The sequence below is a fragment of the Kouleothrix sp. 19917 genome, from assembly GCF_057073505.1.
In genome coordinates this window covers 3331579-3350176 of record NZ_CP097099.1, presented here as the reverse complement: position 1 = coordinate 3350176, position 18598 = coordinate 3331579, and the positions used below count along the sequence as shown (strand labels likewise).

General features: G+C 66.0%; 13 protein-coding genes. 4 read left to right on the top strand and 9 right to left on the bottom strand.

Annotated elements, in window-relative coordinates; genetic code table 11:
* Nucleotides 1-22 precede the first annotated feature (22 nt).
* Nucleotides 23-1057: an ATP-binding protein gene (locus tag M1P90_RS13600; protein WP_483703197.1), complete on the top strand. Its 1035-nt coding sequence runs from the start codon at nucleotides 23-25 to the stop codon at nucleotides 1055-1057.
* 227 nt (nucleotides 1058-1284) lie between these two features.
* Nucleotides 1285-2472: a vWA domain-containing protein gene (locus M1P90_RS13595; RefSeq protein WP_483703196.1), complete on the top strand. Its 1188-nt coding sequence runs from the start codon at nucleotides 1285-1287 to the stop codon at nucleotides 2470-2472.
* A gap of 170 nt (nucleotides 2473-2642) precedes the next feature.
* On the opposite strand, the gene M1P90_RS13590 is transcribed toward M1P90_RS13595, so the two are convergent.
* Both M1P90_RS13590 and M1P90_RS13585 read right to left on the bottom strand, forming a co-directional pair.
* Entirely contained in the window at nucleotides 2643-3026 is a 384-nt protein-coding gene (locus tag M1P90_RS13590; protein ID WP_483703195.1) for a hypothetical protein, read from the bottom strand.
* Between the two features lie 254 nt (nucleotides 3027-3280).
* The gene (locus M1P90_RS13585; RefSeq protein ID WP_483703194.1) at nucleotides 3281-3913 is read right to left on the bottom strand and encodes an MBL fold metallo-hydrolase; all 633 of its coding nucleotides are present in this window, start codon (nucleotides 3911-3913) and stop codon (nucleotides 3281-3283) included.
* 219 nt (nucleotides 3914-4132) lie between these two features.
* On the opposite strand from M1P90_RS13585, the gene M1P90_RS13580 reads away from it, so the two are divergent.
* Together M1P90_RS13580 and M1P90_RS13575 are read left to right on the top strand one after the other, a co-directional pair.
* Nucleotides 4133-7123 carry an aminotransferase gene (locus M1P90_RS13580; RefSeq protein ID WP_483703193.1) on the top strand — a complete coding sequence of 997 codons (2991 nt, stop codon included), beginning with the start codon at nucleotides 4133-4135 and terminating at the stop codon, nucleotides 7121-7123.
* 78 nt (nucleotides 7124-7201) lie between these two features.
* Complete coding sequence (locus M1P90_RS13575; RefSeq protein ID WP_483703192.1) at nucleotides 7202-8155, top strand: alpha/beta hydrolase family protein; 954 nt, start codon at nucleotides 7202-7204, stop codon at nucleotides 8153-8155.
* A 198-nt stretch (nucleotides 8156-8353) separates the two neighbouring features.
* Here the strand turns inward: M1P90_RS13575 and M1P90_RS13570 are convergent, their stop codons facing one another.
* The 7 genes from M1P90_RS13570 to M1P90_RS13540 all read right to left on the bottom strand — a co-directional run bounded on the left by M1P90_RS13570 (nucleotide 8354) and on the right by M1P90_RS13540 (nucleotide 18447).
* Nucleotides 8354-9532, bottom strand: coding sequence for a thiolase family protein (locus tag M1P90_RS13570; RefSeq protein WP_483703191.1), 1179 nt, complete (start codon nucleotides 9530-9532; stop codon nucleotides 8354-8356).
* A gap of 106 nt (nucleotides 9533-9638) precedes the next feature.
* Nucleotides 9639-12062, bottom strand: coding sequence for a 3-hydroxyacyl-CoA dehydrogenase NAD-binding domain-containing protein (locus tag M1P90_RS13565; protein ID WP_483703190.1), 2424 nt, complete (start codon nucleotides 12060-12062; stop codon nucleotides 9639-9641).
* Between the two features lie 897 nt (nucleotides 12063-12959).
* The gene (locus M1P90_RS13560) at nucleotides 12960-13832 is read right to left on the bottom strand and encodes a GNAT family N-acetyltransferase (RefSeq protein WP_483703189.1); all 873 of its coding nucleotides are present in this window, start codon (nucleotides 13830-13832) and stop codon (nucleotides 12960-12962) included.
* On the bottom strand, nucleotides 13829-15016 hold the full coding sequence (gene murG, locus M1P90_RS13555; RefSeq protein WP_483703188.1) for an undecaprenyldiphospho-muramoylpentapeptide beta-N-acetylglucosaminyltransferase: 1188 nt from the start codon (nucleotides 15014-15016) through the stop codon (nucleotides 13829-13831). Before murG ends, M1P90_RS13560 begins: the two co-directional genes overlap by 4 nt.
* A gap of 283 nt (nucleotides 15017-15299) precedes the next feature.
* Nucleotides 15300-16556 carry an acyl-CoA dehydrogenase family protein gene (locus M1P90_RS13550; RefSeq protein ID WP_483703187.1) on the bottom strand — a complete coding sequence of 419 codons (1257 nt, stop codon included), beginning with the start codon at nucleotides 16554-16556 and terminating at the stop codon, nucleotides 15300-15302.
* A gap of 113 nt (nucleotides 16557-16669) precedes the next feature.
* Nucleotides 16670-17764 (bottom strand): acyl-CoA dehydrogenase family protein, encoded by a 1095-nt coding sequence (locus M1P90_RS13545; protein WP_483703186.1) that lies wholly within the window; start codon nucleotides 17762-17764, stop codon nucleotides 16670-16672.
* Between the two features lie 134 nt (nucleotides 17765-17898).
* A complete protein-coding gene (locus M1P90_RS13540; RefSeq protein ID WP_483703185.1) occupies nucleotides 17899-18447 on the bottom strand; it encodes an SCP2 sterol-binding domain-containing protein in 549 nt (182 codons plus the stop codon).
* Nucleotides 18448-18598 lie beyond the last annotated feature (151 nt).

Below are 18598 nucleotides of genomic sequence, written 5' to 3'. Positions count from 1 at the left end.
CCGCGCAAGTAAAAGAGGAACCATGAACCCAGCCGACCTGACGACCTTTCTTGGCACCCTGGTGAGCAACGACGTCAAGCTCAGCACGATGATCTGGGGGCCGCCCGGCATTGGCAAATCGAGCATCGTGGCGCAGGTTGCCGCCGCGCACGGGCTCGAATGCATCGACCTGCGGCTTTCGCAGCTTGCGCCAACCGACCTGCGCGGCCTGCCGGTGGCCGAGAACGGGCGCTCGCACTGGTACCCGCCCGAGTTCCTGCCGAGCGCGGGCGCGGGCGTGCTGTTTCTTGACGAGATCAACATGGCGCCCCCGACCATGCAGGGCATGGCGCAGCAGCTGATTCTCGACCGCAAGGTGGGCAGCTACCAGGTGCCGGCGGGCTGGTTTATCTGGGCGGCGGGCAACCGCGAAGAAGATCGCGCCGCCGTGTTCGACATGCCCGCGCCGCTGGCAAACCGCTTTCTCCATGTCGATGTCGCGCCCGATTTCGAGAACTTCAAGTCCTACGCCCTGGCGCGCGGCCTCCACGAGCACGTGATCGCCTTTCTGTCGTTTCGCCCGGCGCTCTTGCATCGCAGCGAGGCGCTTCAGCCGGCATGGCCGTCGCCGCGCTCGTGGGAAATGGCTAGCCAGCTCCACGCAATTGGGCTGGACGTGGCCGCCGCCGTGGGCGCGCCTGCCGCCGCCGAGTTCAATGCCTTTGCGGCGCTGTACAGCCAGCTGCCCGACCTCGACCGCATCCTGGCCGGCGCGGGCGACGATATTGCTTTCCCCGAAGAGCCGTCGGTGCGCTACGCCACCACGGTTGGCCTGACCGCGCGCGCCGCCGAAGCGCCCGCCGCCTACCACGCGCTGCGCTGGCTGGCTGGCGTGGCCGCCAGCGAGTGGGTGCAGCTCTGCGCCGCCGACCTGTTTGCGATGATGCGCGCGCGCGGGCAGATGCGCCAGCTCAAGCGCCTGATCGCCGCCGACGCCGCGCTGAGCGAGTGGATCGTCGGGCAGCAGCACCTGTTTGACACGCCCGCGCCCGCGAGCGAGCTGGCGTTTTTCCGCTAGGTGAAGCGGTTTTTTAACCACAGAGACACAGAGGCACGGAGGGTTTGGGCTGTCAAGTTTGCAGGTTTGCGCGTTGCGGGTTGCAGCCCCAATCCCCAAACCCCAGACCCTGATACGATTGCGGGTTTTAGGTTGGCAAGTTTGAAAGTTTGCAGGTTCTCGGTTCTCGCTAACTCAAAACTCAACATTCAACACTCAAAACTCCTTCACGACTCATTGGAGCACGAATGGAACTCGATCCCGGCACTGCGCGAATGGTTAGCTCCTGGCTGCTGCGCCTGCACGCTCGCAGCGCCTTCTTCACCGCGCTGGCGATGTATGCGCGCTTCGAGGTGAGCCACGAGATCCCAACCGCCGCCACCGACGGGCGCACGATCTTCATCAACCCGCAGTTCTTCGACACGCTCACCACTGCTGAGCAGGATGCCGTACTGGTGCACGAGGTGCTGCACGCCGCGCTGCTGCACGTGCCGCGCCGGGGCGGGCGCGATGGCCGTATGTGGAATGTGGCCGCCGACATTGTGGTGAATGGCATGCTGGCGCAGGAGCGTTACGAGCTGCCGGCTGGCGGCCTGCGCAACCAGCAGCTCGAGCACCTGAGCGTCGAGGAAGTCTACGAGAAGCTGCTTGAGCAGCAGGAGCAGGAACAGGAGGAGCAGCCGCAGCCCGCGCCCGATCTGCTTGAGCAGGTACCCGGCGACGCGCAGGCCGGCGCAGGCGATGCCCCCGGCGACCAGCCCGGCAACGGGCCGGCGCGCAAGGCCGCGCTTGAAAAGCACTGGCAGGCGGCGCACAGCCAGGCCAAGGTGATGGTGGAAGGCTCGCTGGCGGGGCAGGCACCGGCAGGCCTTGCGCGCGAGCTGGGCAGCCTCGAGCCGTCCTCGCTCGACTGGCGCAGCTACCTGTGGCGCTACCTCGTCCACACCCCCACCGACTTCCAGCACTACGACCGGCGCTTTGTTGGGCGGGGTATGTATCTCGAAACAATCTCGGGCGAAAACCTGAACGTGCTGCTCGCGGTCGATACCAGCGGCTCGATCGACCGGCGCGCGGTGGATGTGTTTCTGGGCGAGGTGCGCGGGATTCTGCGCGCCTACCCGCACCTGCGCTGCGACCTGTACTACGCCGATGCCGAGGTCTATGGCCCGCACCGCCTGACGCCCAGCTCGCCCACGCCACCGATCAAGGGCGGCGGCGGCACCGATTTCCGGCCCTTCTTTGCGCGCATTCCGCAGTATCGCCCGCCGTGGGAGCCGTCGGTCGCGATCTACCTGACCGACGGCTTCGGCACCTTTCCCGAGCGCGCGCCACGCTGCCCGGTGCTGTGGGTCGTCACCGCCGGTGGCCTCGACCTGCAGCGCTTCCCGTTTGGGCGGGCGGTGCGCCTGCTGCCGGGTGCGGGGAGAGTTGGTTAGTTGGCAGTATGCAGTTGGCAGGAGGCAGTGAGCCGCAGAACCGCAGAACTGAGAAATTGCAACCTGCAACCTTCAAACCTGCAACATCTTCGTGCCTTCGTGTCTTCGTGGTTCCGCACTCCCAAAACCTTTGCGCTCTCTGCGCGCTTTGCGGTTCATTCTTTCGTTCGTCACTCGTCGCCCGGCGGGTTCGCCGCGTTGAACGCCTCCCACATCGCCCCGGATTGCAGCTCGGCCAGGCCGGGGCGCGAGAATATCACGTCGTAGTGCGGCCCGACGCCGCCGCGCGTGTCGTTCGTATCCCACCCGCGAACAATGAAATGCTGCGTGCCAATCAGCACCGCCCTGGTGTCGCCCAGGAGCATGGCCGCCTCATCGGCAAGCGCGGTGGCGTGCAGACGTGTGCTGCGGCTTTCGCCCTCCCAGCGCGTGTCGATTGTCAGGTTCGCGCCGCTCTGCGTGATCTCCCAGATATGGGCTGGCGCGTCGTAGCCCTGCGTTTCGCCCACCCAGCGCCCGGCGAACAGCGCAGCATGTTTCTCGGCAGTGCTCATAAGCCTCCTCGGCAGGTAGCAGTTGGCAGTTGGCAGTCGGCACTGAACTACGGAACCGCTGAACCGCTGAACTTGCAAACCTGCAACTTTCTCGGCAGGTAGCAGTTGGCAGTTGGCAGTCGGCACTGAACTACGGAACCGCTGAACCGCTGAACTTGCAAACCTGCAACGTGCAACCTGCTAACCTGCAACCCTTCGCGGCCTTTGCGCTCTTTGCGGTTCATTCTTCCCGTCGTCAATCGCCAGTCACCAGCTCACTCCCACGACGCGTCGCCGTAGAAATCGCCGTGATCGCGCGCGAGAAACGCCTCGATCGCGGCGCGCTTGTCGCCCAGGCGGAACGACGGCCCGTGGCCGGGGTGGCAGATCGTCGCGTCGGGCCAGGGCAGAATCACCTCGCGCAGCACGCGCAGCGTCGTCTTGAAATCCTCCGCCGACCATGTGCGCCCCGGCCCGCCCTCGAAGATCGTATCGCCCACAACAATGTGCGGCTCGCCTTCCACCGCAAAGCACAGCATGTCGGGCAGGTGGCCGGGCGTGGCAATTGCGCGCAGCGTGTGGTCGCCAACGGTGACGGTGTCGCCATCCGCCAGGGCGCGCTCGGTGGCAAGCTGCATGTCGTGAAAGTGCGGCCCGGCGTGCGCAAGCACCGGCACCTTCAGCCGCGCGCGCATTTCTTCCAGCGCGCCGACGTGGTCGGGGTGCGTGTGGGTCAGCAGAATCGCCACTGGCGTCGAGTCGGCCAGCATTTCCGCCAGCACCTCCGGGTCGGCGCCGGGGTCGATCAGCACGCTCTGGCGCGTGGCCGGGCAGATCAGCGCGTAGGTATTCATCGGCCAGGGGCCAACCGCGCGCGTGCGCAGCTCGATGGCGTGTAGCTCAGTCATTCCGGTGCTCCTTCTCCATGCGTTCGGCCGAGCTATTGTATCATGCGCGCGGGCGCGGGTGGGCGCGCCAGCAACCGACAAAGCCAGGTCGAAGTCCCAAATCCATCCGCAGATTACGCAGATGAGCGACCTCTATCTGTGGAATCTGCACAATCTGTGGATTGCTGTTGTTCCCATTCCAACGGTGATATGGTCCTGCGCAGCAGATGAAGGAGCGCCATGAGCACGTTCGACGAGCAGCAGATGGTTTGCCCGCAATTTCCCGAGGGCGAGGTGCGCGCAATCCTGCGCGAGCACTATGGCATCGCGGCCGCCGCGCTCAAGCCGCTCGGCAGCTTTCAGGATCAGAACTTCGCCGTGACGAGCAGCGACGGCCAGCAGTTTGTGCTCAAGATCGCCAACTGCGTCACGCCGCCCGCCGAGCTGGCGCTGCAAAACCGCGTGCTTGCGCATCTCGCCGCCCGCGACCCGTCCTTCCCCACGCCGCGCCTCATCCCGGCACGCTCTGGCGCGGCCATGCCCACCGTGGCGCGCGATGGCGAAGCCTACCCGGTGCGCCTGCTTTCCTACCTGCCCGGCGAGATGCTGGCCCGCGTGGATGGCCTGCCCGCGCCCGCGCTGCTCGAAACCATTGGCGCGTTCGCCGGCCGCCTGGCCGCGCTGCTGAGCGATTGCCCGCCACCCGACGCGCCCAGCGCCAGCCAGTGGGATCTGCGCCACGCGCCCGAGGTTGTGCGCGCCTACCGCGGCTACGTCGCAAACCCCGCCCACCGCGAGCTGCTCGGCTATTTCCTCGACCTGCATGAGCGCCTGGCCGCGCCGCTGCTTGCAAATCTCCCCACCGCCGTCATCCACGACGACATCACCACCTACAACCTGCTGGTCGACCCCGCCGCCGACCCACCCGTAATTAGCGGGCTGATCGATTTTGGCGATGTGATGCACAGCTACGCGGTGGGCGAGCTGGTGGTGGCCGTGTCGGAAACCGCGCTGACCGGCGCGCGCGACCCGCTGCACGAAGCCGCGCCGCTCGTCGCCGCCTTCGACCGCGCCCGCCCGCTGAGCGACGACGAGCTGGCGGTGCTGTTTCCGCTGATTGCGCTGCGGCGCTGTGTGGTGGCGGTCAGCGCGGCGCAGCAGCTTGCCTTCGAGCCCGACAACGCCTATGTGCAGGAGCTGAGCACGCTCGACTGGCCGGTGCTGGAGCAGCTGCGCGCCACGCCGCCCGAGCTGGCGCTGGCGGCATGGCGGGCCGCCTGTGGCCGCGCGCCGCACCCCGGTGCCGAGCGCCTGCACGCATGGCTCGCAAGTAATGCCGCGCAGCTCCACCCCATTCTCGATCCGGCGCTGCTCGTCGGCACGCCCACGCTCGATCTCAGCGCCGCCTCGCCCGACTTGCGCGACGGCGCGTGGGAATCGCCCGCCACGCTGTGCGCGGCGATGGAAGCGCAGTTGCGCAACGGCGCGGGGTTGGGTCGCTACGCCGAGGCGCGCTTGCAGCACGGCGCGCCAAACACGCCCGACGAGCCAGCCACCCTGCACCTCGGCGCGGATGTGTTTGTCCCGGCTGGCACGCCTGTTCATGCGCCGCTGGCCGGCACCGTCGTGCGCGCCGCCGATGGTGAAGTTCTGCTCCATCACGCGCCCGCCGAGGGCGTGCGCTTCTTCACGCGCTTTGCCGGGCTGGAGCGTGCCGAAGGATTGGAAAAAAACGTCGTGGCCGGGCAGCCGCTTGGCGTTGTGGCCGCGCCGGGTGCGAATGAAACCCCGCCGCCGCACCTGCACATCCAGCTGGGCGTGGAGCTGATCGCCGGAACGTTGCCGGGGCTGGGCCGGGCCAGCCTGCGCGACGCCTGGCTGGCGCTTTGCCCCGACCCTGCGCCGCTGCTGGGCGTGCAAGCCGCCGCGCCCGCGCCGCCCGCCGTCGACGTCCTGCTCGAGCGGCGCGGCCAGGTTGTGCAGCAGTCGCAGGAATACTACTACCAGCGCCCCATGCCACTGGTGCGCGGCTGGCGGCAATACCTCTACGACGACGCCGGGCGCGCCTACCTCGACGCGATCAACAATGTCGCGCACGTTGGGCACAGCCACCCGCACGTCGGCGCGGCGATCACCCGCCAGCTTGCGCTGCTCAACACCAACTCGCGCTTTCTCTATCGTGGCATTGTCGAGTACGCCGAGCGCGTGGCCGCGCTATTGCCCGAGCCGCTGCGCGTGGTCTTTTTCGTGTGCAGTGGCAGCGAGGCCAACGACCTCGCGCTGCGGCTTGCACGCGCCCACACGCGCCAGCACGACGTGGTGGTGATTGATGGCGAATACCATGGCAACACCACCGCAGTTGATGAAATCAGCACCTCGCTGCTCGACAACCCGCAGGCGAAAAACACCCGCCCGTGGGTTCACGCCGCCATGCGCCCCAACCCCTTTCTCGGCCCCTTCCCCGCCAACGACCCCGACTGTGGCGCGAAATACGCCGCCGACGTGGCGCGCGCCGTGAATGAGGTGCGCGAGCAGAGTCGCGGCGTGGCGGCCTTTTTCACCGAAAGTTTGCTTGGCTCGTCGGGCGGAGTTGCGCTGCCAGCTGGCTACCTCCAGCACGCCTACGCCGCCGTGCGCGCCGCTGGCGGCCTCTGCATCGCCGACGAGGTGCAGGTGGGGTTTGGGCGCATGGGCACGCACTTCTGGGCCTTCGAGACGCAGGGCGTGGTGCCCGACATTGTGACCATGGGCAAGCCGATTGGCAACGGCTACCCGCTCGCGGCAGTGGTCACCACGCTCGCCATCGCCGAATCCTTCCGCCAGACCACGACCTACTTCAACACCTATGGCGGCAACCCGGTGGCTTGCGCGGCGGGCATGGCTGTGCTCGACATCATCGAGAACGAGGGTTTGCAGGCGCAGGCGCTGGAGGTTGGGCGGGCGTTTCGCGCCGCGCTGGCCGGGCTGGGCGCGCGCCACGAGCAGCTTGGCGCGGTGTACGGCCAGGGCATGTACCTCGGCGCAGAGCTGGTGCGCGACCGCGCGGGCAAGGCACCCGCCACCGCGCTGGCGATGCGTGTCGCCGAGCGCATGCGCGAGCTGGGCGTGATCGTCTACCCCACCGGCGACCACTACAACGTGCTGAAGATCAAGCCGCCGCTGGTTTTCAATCATGGCGACGTCGATTTCTTTGTGGCAATGCTCGACCGCGCCCTGCGCGAGTGCGCGTGAAAAGAGAAGGCCGGGCAACCACGAAGGTACAAAGACACGAAGATAAGCTATTGAGGTGGATGAATAAGGAGCGACACGATGCGGGAAGAACAGGTGCTGGTGCAGAGCGGCGTGGTTCAATTAGCGGGCACGCTGTATCTGCCGGACTCCGTGCGCCCCTGCCCGGTGCTGATCGTGCTCCACGCAGCCAGTGGCGGAGATCGGGGCTTTTTCGCGTACCGCCACCTTGTCGAAACCTTGCCCGCGCAGGGCATTGGCGTGCTGATCTACGACCGGCGTGGCAGTGGCGCGTCCTCGGGCGACTGGGCGACCACCAGCTTCGACGATCAGGCGGCCGATTGCCTGGCCGCGATTGGCTCACTCAGCCAGCGCGACGATGTGCTGCCCGATCGTTTTGCGCTCTGGGGCATCAGCCAGGGCGGCTGGATCGCGCCAATCGTCGCCGCGCAGTCGCGGGCAGTCGCCGCAATGGCCATCATCTCGGGCGCGGGCGTCACTCCCGCCGAGCAGATGGACTATGCCGCCGCCTACACCCTGCGCGAAGCCGGCTTTGGCGATGCCGCCGTGGCCGAGGCGCTGGCGCTGCGCGAGCGTGTGAACGCCTACTATCGCGGCGCGGCGGGCTATGCCGAGCTTGCTGCCGCGCTCGGGGCCGCCGAGTGCGCGCCCTGGTTTGCGTACAGCTACATTGGGCCGTCCAGCGAGCTGCCCACCGACGTGACTACCGACAAATGGTTCTACGAGTTCGCCTACGACGCGCTGGCGATCTACCCACGTGTGCAGACGCCGGCCCTTTTTGTATGGGGCGCGCAGGATCGCTGGGTGCCGGCGGCGGAGAGCATGCGCCGCTTCTGCGCGGCCACGGCGCACCTGGCCGACCGCATGTTTGCCCAACTCCCCGGCGCCGACCACCTCATGATAGCAATCGCCAGCGCCCACGAAGACATGAAAGGCGCATACACCGGCACGCCCGTGATCGACCCGGCCTACACGCGCCTGCTGATCGCCTGGCTGCGCGAGCATGTGCTGTAGCACGGTTCTTACCCTGCACCCGCGCACAAAAAAGGGGACGAGGCGGGAAACCCGCCCCATCCCCCTTTTCTTACATCCATCCTGAGCCGCGCTCGCTGGTGCATAGTCAAGCAAACTTTGCGGCTTTCGCCTGTGCTGATTTTGCATCGACATGCGGTGAGCACACGCGTAAATCCAAAATCGTAAATCGGAAATACGCTAGTCCAGCCGCTCGATCACGCCAGCCGCGCCCTGCCCGCCGCCCACGCACATCGTGATCAGGCCGTAGCGCCCGCCGCGCCGCTGAAGCTCGTGCAGCACCTGCACCGTCAGCTTTGCGCCCGAGCAGCCCAGCGGGTGGCCCAGCGCAATCGCGCCACCATTGACATTCACCTTTTCTTCGTCCATCTCCAGGGCGCGCATCACGGCCAGCGCCTGCGCGGCAAAGGCCTCGTTCAGCTCGATCAGGTCGATGTCGTTGAGCGAAAGGCCGGCCAGTTGCAGCGCCTTCGGCACCGCCACCACCGGGCCAATGCCCATGATCTCGGGCGGCACGCCCCCCGCCGCAAACGAGACGAAGCGCGCCAGCGGCTTGATACCAAGCGCGTCGGCCTTTTCGCGCGACATCAGCACCAGCGCCGCCGCGCCGTCGCTGGTCTGCGACGAGTTGCCGGCGGTGACGGTGCCTTTGGCGGCGAACACCGGGCGCAGCTTGGCCAGCGCGGCGGCGTTGGTGTCGCGGCGCGGCCCTTCGTCGGCGTCGAACACGGTGGTCGCGCGGCGGCGCTGCCCGCCCTCGAACCAGACATTCTCGACCTCGACCGGTACGATCTCCTCTGCGAACTTGCCCGCATCCTGGGCCGCCGCGGCGCGCAGGTGCGAGCGCAGCGCAAAGGCGTCCTGATCTTCGCGGCTGACACTGTATTTCTGCGCGACGTTCTCGGCTGTCAGGCCCATGCCCAGGTAGACATCCGGGTTGATTTCGGCCATGGCCGGGTTGGGCGCGAAGTGGTGCCCGCTCATCGGCACAAGGCTCATGCTCTCCGCGCCGCCAGCCACCAGCACATCGGCCATGCCGCTGATGATCTGCTGAGCGGCCAGCGCGACGGTTTGCAGGCCCGAGGCGCAGAAACGATTGACGGTCTGCCCCGGCACTTCAACCGGCAGCCCGGCGCGCAGCGCGGCCACGCGCCCCATGTTCAGGCCCTGCTCCGCCTCGGGCATGGCGCAGCCCAGGATCACATCCTCAACCATTTTCGGGTCGAGGCCGGGCGCGCGCTCGATTGCTGCCTTGATCGCAGTGGCCGCCAGATCGGCGGTGTGCACCGAGCGCAGCGCGCCACGCGGCGCTTTGCCGACGGCGGTGCGGGCGGCGGAAACGATAACTGCCTCTTTCATACTATTCTCCTTTGCAGTTGGCAGTTCGCAGTTGGCAGTCAACTTCGGCGCCGTTGAAATCATCGATTTCAGTGTTGACTGCCGGCTGCTCCCTGCCCGCTGCTCGCTAATTCCGCAGCGGCTTGCCGCCCTGTAAGATCGCCATCATCCGCTCTTGCGTCTTGGGGTTTTGCACCAGCTTGGCGTTCTCCTCGAACTCCAGATCGAGCAGGTATTGCTCGGTCACCCACTGCGGGCTGGTCAGGTCGCCGCCGCACAGCACCGTGCCGAGCGCCTTGGCGATCTGCTCGTCGTAGGCGCTGATATAGCCGCCCACGCGCATGCCGTGCAGCACCGAGGCAATTGCAGCCTGCCCGCGCCGGCCGATTGCGTAGACCGGCTCGCCCTCGGCGGGCGGCGGCGTGTAGCCCTCGGCCACCAGGTCGAGCACAGCCTGCTTGGCCGCGCCGATCAGGCGCTCTTTGTTCATCACAATCTGGTCGTCGCGGTCGAAAAAGCCCAGCTCGCGGCCCTGCTCGGCGCTTTCGGCCACCTTCGCCATCGCGATTGTCTCGAAGGCTTTTTGCAGGTAGGGCAGCGCGTCCGCGCCGGGCGCGGCCATGTGCGGCGAAATCTGGCGGCGCACAAACTCTTTACAGCCGCCCCAGCCCGGCACGATGCCAACGCCCAGCTCCACCAGGCCAATATAGGTCTCGGCGGCGGCTACGCGCCGCGCGCTGGCCAGCGAGATCTCGGCACCGCCGCCCAGCACGCGCCCGTATGGCGCGGCCACCACCGGCTTGGCGCTGGTGCGGATCAGCATAAACAGCTGCTGCATGCCTTTGGTGAACTGGCTGACCTGATCGTGCTTGCCGCTGGCGACGCCCATCATCACCACGCCGAGGTTTGCGCCCGCGCAGAAATCGCTGGACTGGTTGCCGATCACCATGCCGGCCCACTCGTCGCCCTTGAGCAGTTCGAGCGCCTTGTAGCCCATTTCCATAATCAGCGGGTCGAGCGAGTTGACCTTGGAATGGAACTCCAAGCACAGCACGCCATCGCCCAGGTCGAGCAGGCTGGCGCTTTCGTTGCGGGCCAGCTCCTTGCCCTGGGCGCGCAGATCGTCGAGCACAATCACGCCCTGTGCGCGCTGCAGTGGCGTGTAGGCACCTGCGGCGGGGTTGTATACGCCAACCACGCGGCCATTGTCGCTTTGGTAGAATGACTCATTACCTTGTTCCAGCATCTTCTCGACCCACGGCGCCACGGCGATATCACGCTCGCGCATGAGGTTGGCGGTTTTGCGCACGCCCAGGGCATCCCATACCTGGAATGGGCCAAGCTGCTGGCCGAAACCCCAGCGCATGGCGTTGTCCACTTCGGCAATCGAGTCGCTGATCTCGGGGATGCGGCGCGCGGTGTAGGCCAGCGTGCGCAGCGTGGTTTCGCGCAGAAACTGCCCGGCGCGATCCATGTCGGCGTTGTCCATCAGGAAGCGCAAACGGTCGCGCAGGTTTTCGATTTTGCGGGCCTTGCCCACCAGCTCGAAGCGCGGCTTCTTGGGCGGCTCGTGCGTCATGGTCTGGAGGTTGAGCGGCCAGAACTCTTTGCCGCCCGCGCCTTTTTCCTGCTTGTAGAAGCCAACCCCGGCTTTGTTGCCCAGCCAGCCCTTAGCCGCCACCTGCTCGATCTCGGCCGGGATGCGAAAGACCTCGCGCTCCTCGTCGTCGGGCACGGCGTCGTAGAGGTTGCGCGTGACATGCAGCATCACGTCGAGGCCGACGAGATCGAGCAGGCGGTACGATGCGGTTCTGGGCCGGCCAATCAGCTCGCCGGTCAGGGCGTCGACCTCTTCCACGCTGTAGCCGTGCTCCAGCGCGTAGTTGAACGTCACCTGGCCGGCGTAGGTGAAGATGCGGTTGCCAATGAAGTTGGGCCGATCCTTCGCCAGCACCACGCCCTTGCCCAGTGTATGGTCAGCAAAGCTGCTGATCGTTTCAACGACCTCGGGCAGCGTGTCGGGCGTCGGGATGACTTCGAGCAGGTAGAGGTAGCGCGGCGGGTTGAAGAAGTGCGTGCCGAGGAAGTGCTGGCGGAACTCGTCCGAGCGGCCTTCGGCAATCGCTGCGATCGGGATGCCGCTGGTGTTCGAGGAAACAATGCTGCCGGGCTTGCGCACTTGTTCGATGCGCTCCATCAGGGCGCGCTTCGGCTCAAGCTGCTCGACAATCACCTCGACGATCCAGTCGGCGTCGGCAATCAGGCCCAGGTCGTCTTCCAGGTTGCCAAGCGTGACGCGCCTGGCGGTGTCGGGGGTAAAGAGCGAGGCCGGGCGCGACTTCTTGATGCGGTCGAAGAGCATGGAGACGATGCGGTTGCGCACGGGCTTGGCATCGAGCGCGAGGCCCTTTTTCTGCTCCTCGGGCGTCAGCTCTGTTGGCGCAATATCGAGCAGCACGACGGGCAGTCCAGCGTTCGCGACATGCGCCGCGATGCCGCCGCCCATGGTGCCCGCGCCGATCACGGCGACTTTTTTGATGGGCTGGGTCATAGTATCTCCTTTGACTATCGTATGTTGTCCGGGCGCTTCGCCCCGCGCCCCGATAGAGTTTGCTTGAGCTTTTTTAGCGGGGCGCTTCGCCCCCATGCCCCCGACCGGTGGAACCCTTGCCGGTTCCCCCGGACCCCCTCCGGCAAAGGGCGCCAGTGTCAAAATGAAACCTCGTTGTCATGCCTTCCGCGAAGATATAAACCAGTACTTGTTATCTCGGTAGATGCCAGGTTTATGGCACAACGGAGGCATCAGCGCATAGCTTCTCATTTGCCCCGGCATTCTTTCGGGGTCCAGGGGCGCTAGCCCCGGCCGGGGGTGCAGGGGTGGCGGCCCACCCCTGCGGCCTCGCGGCCCGAGCGACTAGCGTTGCTTTGCCTCTGTGTCCGAAAAGTGGCCTATAGCACCTGCGGCCTCGCGGCCTGAGCGACTAGCGTTGCTTTGCCTTTGCGTCCGAAAAGTGGCTTATAGCACCTGCGGCCTCGCGGCCCGAGCGAACTGCGTACAATCATTCGCTCTTTTGCAATTGAGGAAAAGCAATTCTTTCCAGAATCACAAGTATCGAAAGATGCCAGCTATTTTCGCAACGGAGGCATGACCGTAAAACATTTCGCTCGTTACACACGCTCCTTTTGGGGTCCAGGGGCGCTAGCCCCGGCCGGGGGTGCAGGGGTGGCGGCCCACCCCTGTGGCCTCGCGGCCTGAGCGACTAGCGTTGCTTTGCCTCTGTGTCCGAAAAGTGGCTTATAGCCCCTGCGGCCTCGCGGCCTGAGCGGCTAGCATTGTCCTGGCTCTGCGACTGAAAAATAGCTATAACAACTACAATCAACCTCGCGGCCCGAGCGAACTGCAACAATTCTTCGCCCGCCGCGCAGGCGAAAAAGCCCGCCGCAGGCGCTACGCATCGAGCCGGTAATAATCAAACGTCGCCACCGGCACAAAGCCCAGCGAAGCGTAGAGCGTCACCGCTGGCGTGTTTTCGGGTACAACCTCCAGGTACATTGGCGCGTCGCCCTGCGCAGCCAGATCGTTCAGCATATGGAGCATGATCTGGCGGCCGTAGCCATGCCCGCGCGCCTCGGGCCGCACCACAAAGCCGTAGATATAGGCATCGCCGTTGAGCTGCTGCACATTGGCAGTGCCAACCGCTGCGTCATCCTGGCGGGCGATGTAGTAGCGATAGTTCGGGCGGGCCATGTTGGCGGTGACGTGTGCGTCGAAGCCCACCGGGTCGAGGCCCATGTCAGCGGCGAGAATCGCGGCGATCGCGTCGGCGTCGGCGGGAGTGGCGTTGCTGACTTGCAGGTCGGAGGCAGGGATGTCGAGCGGGCCAGTGCTGTCGCGGCGCTGCTTCTGCTCGGTGAACTGCACCTGAGCGCCGCGCTCGGCCAGTGCGGTGGTGACGGCTTGCGCGCGCCGGTCGATGGCAATCAGCAGCGTGGGCGTTTTGCTGGCGCGGCAGGCGGTCAGCGCGGCCTCCACCAGCGGCGTGACCACCGCGGCGGCTTCCACATCGGGCGCGACCAGCAGCGTCGCTTCGGCTTCGTCGTCGCCCAGGCCCTCAATGGACAAAAAACCAACCAGCCGGCTGGCGGCGTAGACCAGAAACTGGTTTGGTTGATCGCCGGCATGCGTCAGCGCCTCCCAGAAAATGCGTGTTTCGCCCATGCCCGCGCCTTCGCTTGCGGCAGCCAGCTCGCGCACGGCGGTGATCTCTGCTTCACTGAGCGCCGCGCGTTCGTGTAGTTCCAGCCGGTTTGTGTCGCTCATTGTGCTCCTTCTCGCGGCGGGATGCTCACACCCGCCAGTGCCAGCAGCGCCTGCGCAACATCGTGCGCGGCGTGGGGCCTGCCCAGTGTCAGCGCGGCGCGGCCCATCGTCGCCAGGCGTGCCGGGTCGGCCAGCAGCGTGCGCAGCTCGGCCAGCAGGCGCGGCCCATTCAGCTCGGCCTGTGGGATGATCGCCGCCGCGCCGGCCTCGGCGCACATGCGCGCGTTGCGCGTCTGCTCGTCGCCGCCAGTCGGCACCAGCGGGATGTACAGGGCCGGCTTGCCAAGCACGCAGATCTCGGCGATGGTTCCCGCGCCCGCCCGCCCAAGCACCAGATCGGCCAGCGCAAAAACGTGCCTGATCTCGTCGCCAACAAAACGTGTGAAGAAATAGCGCCGCCGCAGTTCGGGCGCAAGCGCCGCCGCTGCGCGTTCGAGCCGGTCGTAGTCCTGTTCCTCGCCGGCAGGTTGCTGCCCGCACTGGTGGATGATTCGGCAGTGTGCCAGCAGGTTGGGCAGCGCCGCCTCGACGGCGCGGTTGATGATGCGCGCGCCCTGGCTGCCGCCCGTCACATACACCGTCGGCAGCGCGTCGTCTGCTGGCGCGAAACCCGCCAGCCGTGCAGCCTCGGCCCCATCGCCGCCAAAAATCGCTGGCCGCACGGGATTGCCCGTCACAATCGTTTTGGCGCGCAGCCGGGCTGGCAGCTCACGCGCCGCGCCCGCAAAGGAAAGCGCGATCTGCGTGGCAAAGCGCGCCGTGATGCGGTTGGCCAGACCGATCTGCACGGTCTGCTCGTGAGTCAGGATGGGGCGGCGCAGCAGCCAGGCCGCCATCACCGGCGGCACGCCGACATAGCCGCCCGTGCTCAGCACCACGTCGGGCGCGAAGCGGCGCACCTCGGCCACGGCCTGCCCGACGCCCACCGGAATGCGCAGCATGTCGGTGGCGTTTTGCACGCTGAAGTAGCGTCGCAGCTTGCCCGTCTCGATGCCAACAAAGTCGATGCCCGCCTCGGTCACAATCCGCTGCTCGATGCCCTGCTTGCCGCCTAGGTAGCGAAACACGGGCTGCCAGCCCGCGCCTTCCGCCGCCAGCGCGCGCACGGTGTTGATGATCGCCAGGGCGGGGCTGATATGCCCGCTGCTGCCGCCGCCCGTCACCAGAATGTTGATCGTTCGCATGCGGGCTATTGTAGCATCCTTCGGCGTGATAGGTTGGGCGAAGCATGTGCTGTGCGGTCTCGTTCACCGTTGCGGGCGAAGTAGTCGGGAGATATACCTCCGTCGGGCGCAGCAGCCGGGAGATATGCCTCCGTCGGGGCGCAGCAGCCGGGAGATATGCCTCCGTTGGGGCGCAGCAGCCGGGAGATATACCTCCGTTGGGGCGCAGCAGTCAGGAAGCCTTTCTCGGCGAGTACGGCCTGCGCGACTGCTGCGCCCTTACATCGAGTCTGGCCTGCGCTTCCTACCGCAGCTCGCGGCTGCTGTAGCCCAGCAGGCGGCGCGCGACTACCAGGCGGTTGATCTGGCCGGTGCCTTCGTAGATGTCGTTGATGCGGGCGTCGCGCATCCACTTCTCGACCAGCAGTTTGCACGAGTAGCCTTCCGGCCCGAGCAGCTCGACGGCCTTCTGCGCCACGGCATTCGCCACCGCGCCGGCCTTGACCTTACACATCGAGGCTTCGAGCGTGTTTTCCTCGCCCGCGTCCATCTTCGCAGCGGCTTTGAGCACCAGCAGCCACGAGGCGCGGTGCTGCGCTTCCATCTGCAGCAGGTCGCGCTCAATGGCGGTTTGCTGATGCAGCGGCACGCCGTAGCGCACCTTCACGCCGCGATCCTTCAGGTACTTGGCGGTAAACTCCAGCGTTGCGCGGGTGATGCCCAGCGCGCCGGCTGCCACGGCGGGGCGGGTCGCGTCGAAGGTCTTCATCGCGCCCTTGAAGCCCTTGGGTGCGCCTTCGCCCTCGGCTGGGCGGGCCACCTCGGCGCTGCCCAGAATGTTGTCGTAGGGAATGCGGCAATCCTGGAAGACGATTGCGGCCGTGTCGGAGGCGCGGATGCCGTGCTTGTGCTCCAGCTTCGCCACCGTCATGCCCGGCGTGCCCGACTCGACCACAAAGGGCTTCATGCCCGCGCGCCCGGCCGAGGAATCCACGGTGGCCCACACCACCACAAAGCCCGGCGATTCTTTGGCCGCCATCAGGCCGCTGGTGACGAAAATCTTCTCGCCGTTCAGAATCCAGTATTTACCGTCGTCGGAAAGGCGCGCAGTGGTGCGGATCGATGCTGTGTCGGAACCGGCCTGCGGCTCGGTCATCGCCATCGCGCCCCACTTGGGCTCGCCCTCGGTGAAGCGCTTCAGAAAGCGCTCTTTCTGCTCGGGCGTGCCAGTGGCCTCCACCGCCGCGCCGCCCAGCGCGCCGCCCGGCGTGCTCAGGTACAGGCCGGCGTCGCCCCACGACAGTGCCTCGACGGTGTGGACCATCATGAGGTTGCCGATGCGCGGCTTTTTGTCGCCGCCCTCGTTTTTCTCAGTGCCAACGGCCAGGGTACGACCGCCCTGCGCGCGCACGGTCTGCCAGATCATGTTGATATAGTCCCACGGGCGCTCGCCCTCGTGCTCGTCGTAGTAGCGCGCCACCGGGCGCATCACCTGCTCGCCCAGCATGCCCAGCAGCTGCATCTGGCGCTCGATCGGGGTGGGAAGTTCGAAGTCGATCATGGTCGCTATGCTCCTTGATTTACGATTTACGATTTACGATTTACGACTTCGAAAGCGTGGTGCGCGCTTGAAATTGCTAAAATCGTAAATCTAAAATCTGAAATCGTAAATGCTTAAATCATCGCCATCCCGAGAAACGACGCGAAGCCGCGGCAGTCGCGCAGCCAGCGCTCGACCGGGTGCTCGCGGATGTAGCCATGCCCGCCCAGCACCTGCACCGCGCGGTCGGCCACGAACAGCGCCGCTTCGTCGGCATACTGCTTGGCCAGCGCGGCCTGCTGGGTCGCGTCCTTGCCCTGGTCGAGCACCCACGCGGCTTCCCAGGCCATCAGGCGCGCGGCGTCGATCTCAATCGCCATTTCGGCCAGCATAAACGCGATCGACTGGTATTGCGCAATCGGGCGGCCAAAGGTCTCGCGCTGCTTGGCGTAATCGCGGGCATAGTCGAACGCGCCGCGTGCCACGCCCACGGCCAGGCCAGCCAGCGCCACGCGCGAATAGTTCAGCAGCAGGTCGATCTGGCAGCCAGCATCGCCGCCCAGGCGGGCGTCGCGTGGCACGCGCACATCTTCAAATTTCACTTCATAAGTGGGCAGTGCGCGCAGGCCCATGTTCTTTTCACGCTCCAGAATGGTCACGCCAGCGGTGCCCTTCTCGACGATGAACGCCTGGGTTGCACCACCCTCGCGGGCATACACCAGCATGGCCTGCGCTTCGGCGGCCAGCGGCACAAAGGCCTTGTGGCCGTTCAGCACATAGTTGTTCTGGGCGCGCTCGGCGCTGGTGCTCAGCGCGTGCGGGCTCCAGTCCCAGCGCGGCTCGATCAGCGCGGCGGTGGCCGGCACGAAGTCGGCGTCGGTCAGGCGCGGCAGCCACTTCTTTTTCTGCTCGTCGGTGCCGCAGTGCAGCAGCGGGAGGCCGAACAGGTTTGGCGCAAGCAGGTAGAGCGACATCGCCAGGTCGCCATAGGCCAGCTCCTCGGCGGCCAGCGCGCCCGTCAGCGCCGAGTGCTCGTCGCCAAAGCCGCCAAATTCCTCGGGCAGCGCGCTTGGCAGCAGGCCCAGCTCCCAGCCGGTAGCGATAATCTCGGGCGGCGTCGTGCCGCTTTCGTCGGCGTCGTGGGCGGCGGGCCGCACGCGCTCGCGGGCATAGCGCCGCACCGTCTCGACGATAAGTTGCTGCTCGTCGTTGGGTGTAAATGAAATCATACCAGTAGCTCCTTTGCACGACCGCAGAAATGTGTATGGTGCATGACCCGCGCAAGCTGGAAAAGCGAGCATCCTGAGTGCGGCGTAGCCGCGTATCGAAGGGTGCGAGCGAATGAAATTGCGCAGGCCCTGGTTTACGACGCCAGCGCGCCGATCTGCATCAGCAGCGGCAGGCTGCCATCGAATTTCAGCTTGCCGGTCAGAAAGGCCATCTGGCCGTTCAGATCGCCACTCAGCATGGCATCGTAGTCGGCTTTGGTCATCATCATGGTCAGCGCGGGCTCGGCCTGGTTGCCAAACACCATGGTGCTGTGCCACAGGCTGCCATCGTCGCGCGTCAGCTCGAGGTTGATGGTGCCTTTGAGGTTCTGCACCACCTGCACCTTGCCGCGCTGCACAAAGTCGATGAAGGTATCGCTTGCGCCGCTGCCAGCCAGCACCTGCCAGTCGGCGTAGGGCATCACAACGCGCAGATCGGGATTTTCGATCTGGTCGCCTTCGCTTACCTCAAGCTGGCCGCTGGCCGAGCGCAGAGAATAGATGCCGCCGTTATCGCCAGTGATCTCGAACACGGCGCTCAGGGGTGGCTGCTGGGCAAGGGCGGGCGCTGCTGCCAGCGCGGCGGCATACTGCTGCGGCACGGTCTGCGTGAAGTACGCTGCGGGAGAGGTGTTCTCAGCCATGGAGTGCGCTCCTTGTGTGAAGACAGCGAAGAGTGTGTCGACACCGACACTATCGAATTAGTTGCAAGAGTTACGTGATTCGGGTGGGTTTGTTCTGGCATGACGCACTGTACCATGCCAATGTTGCGCACATGTTGCGAGGATGTTGCGA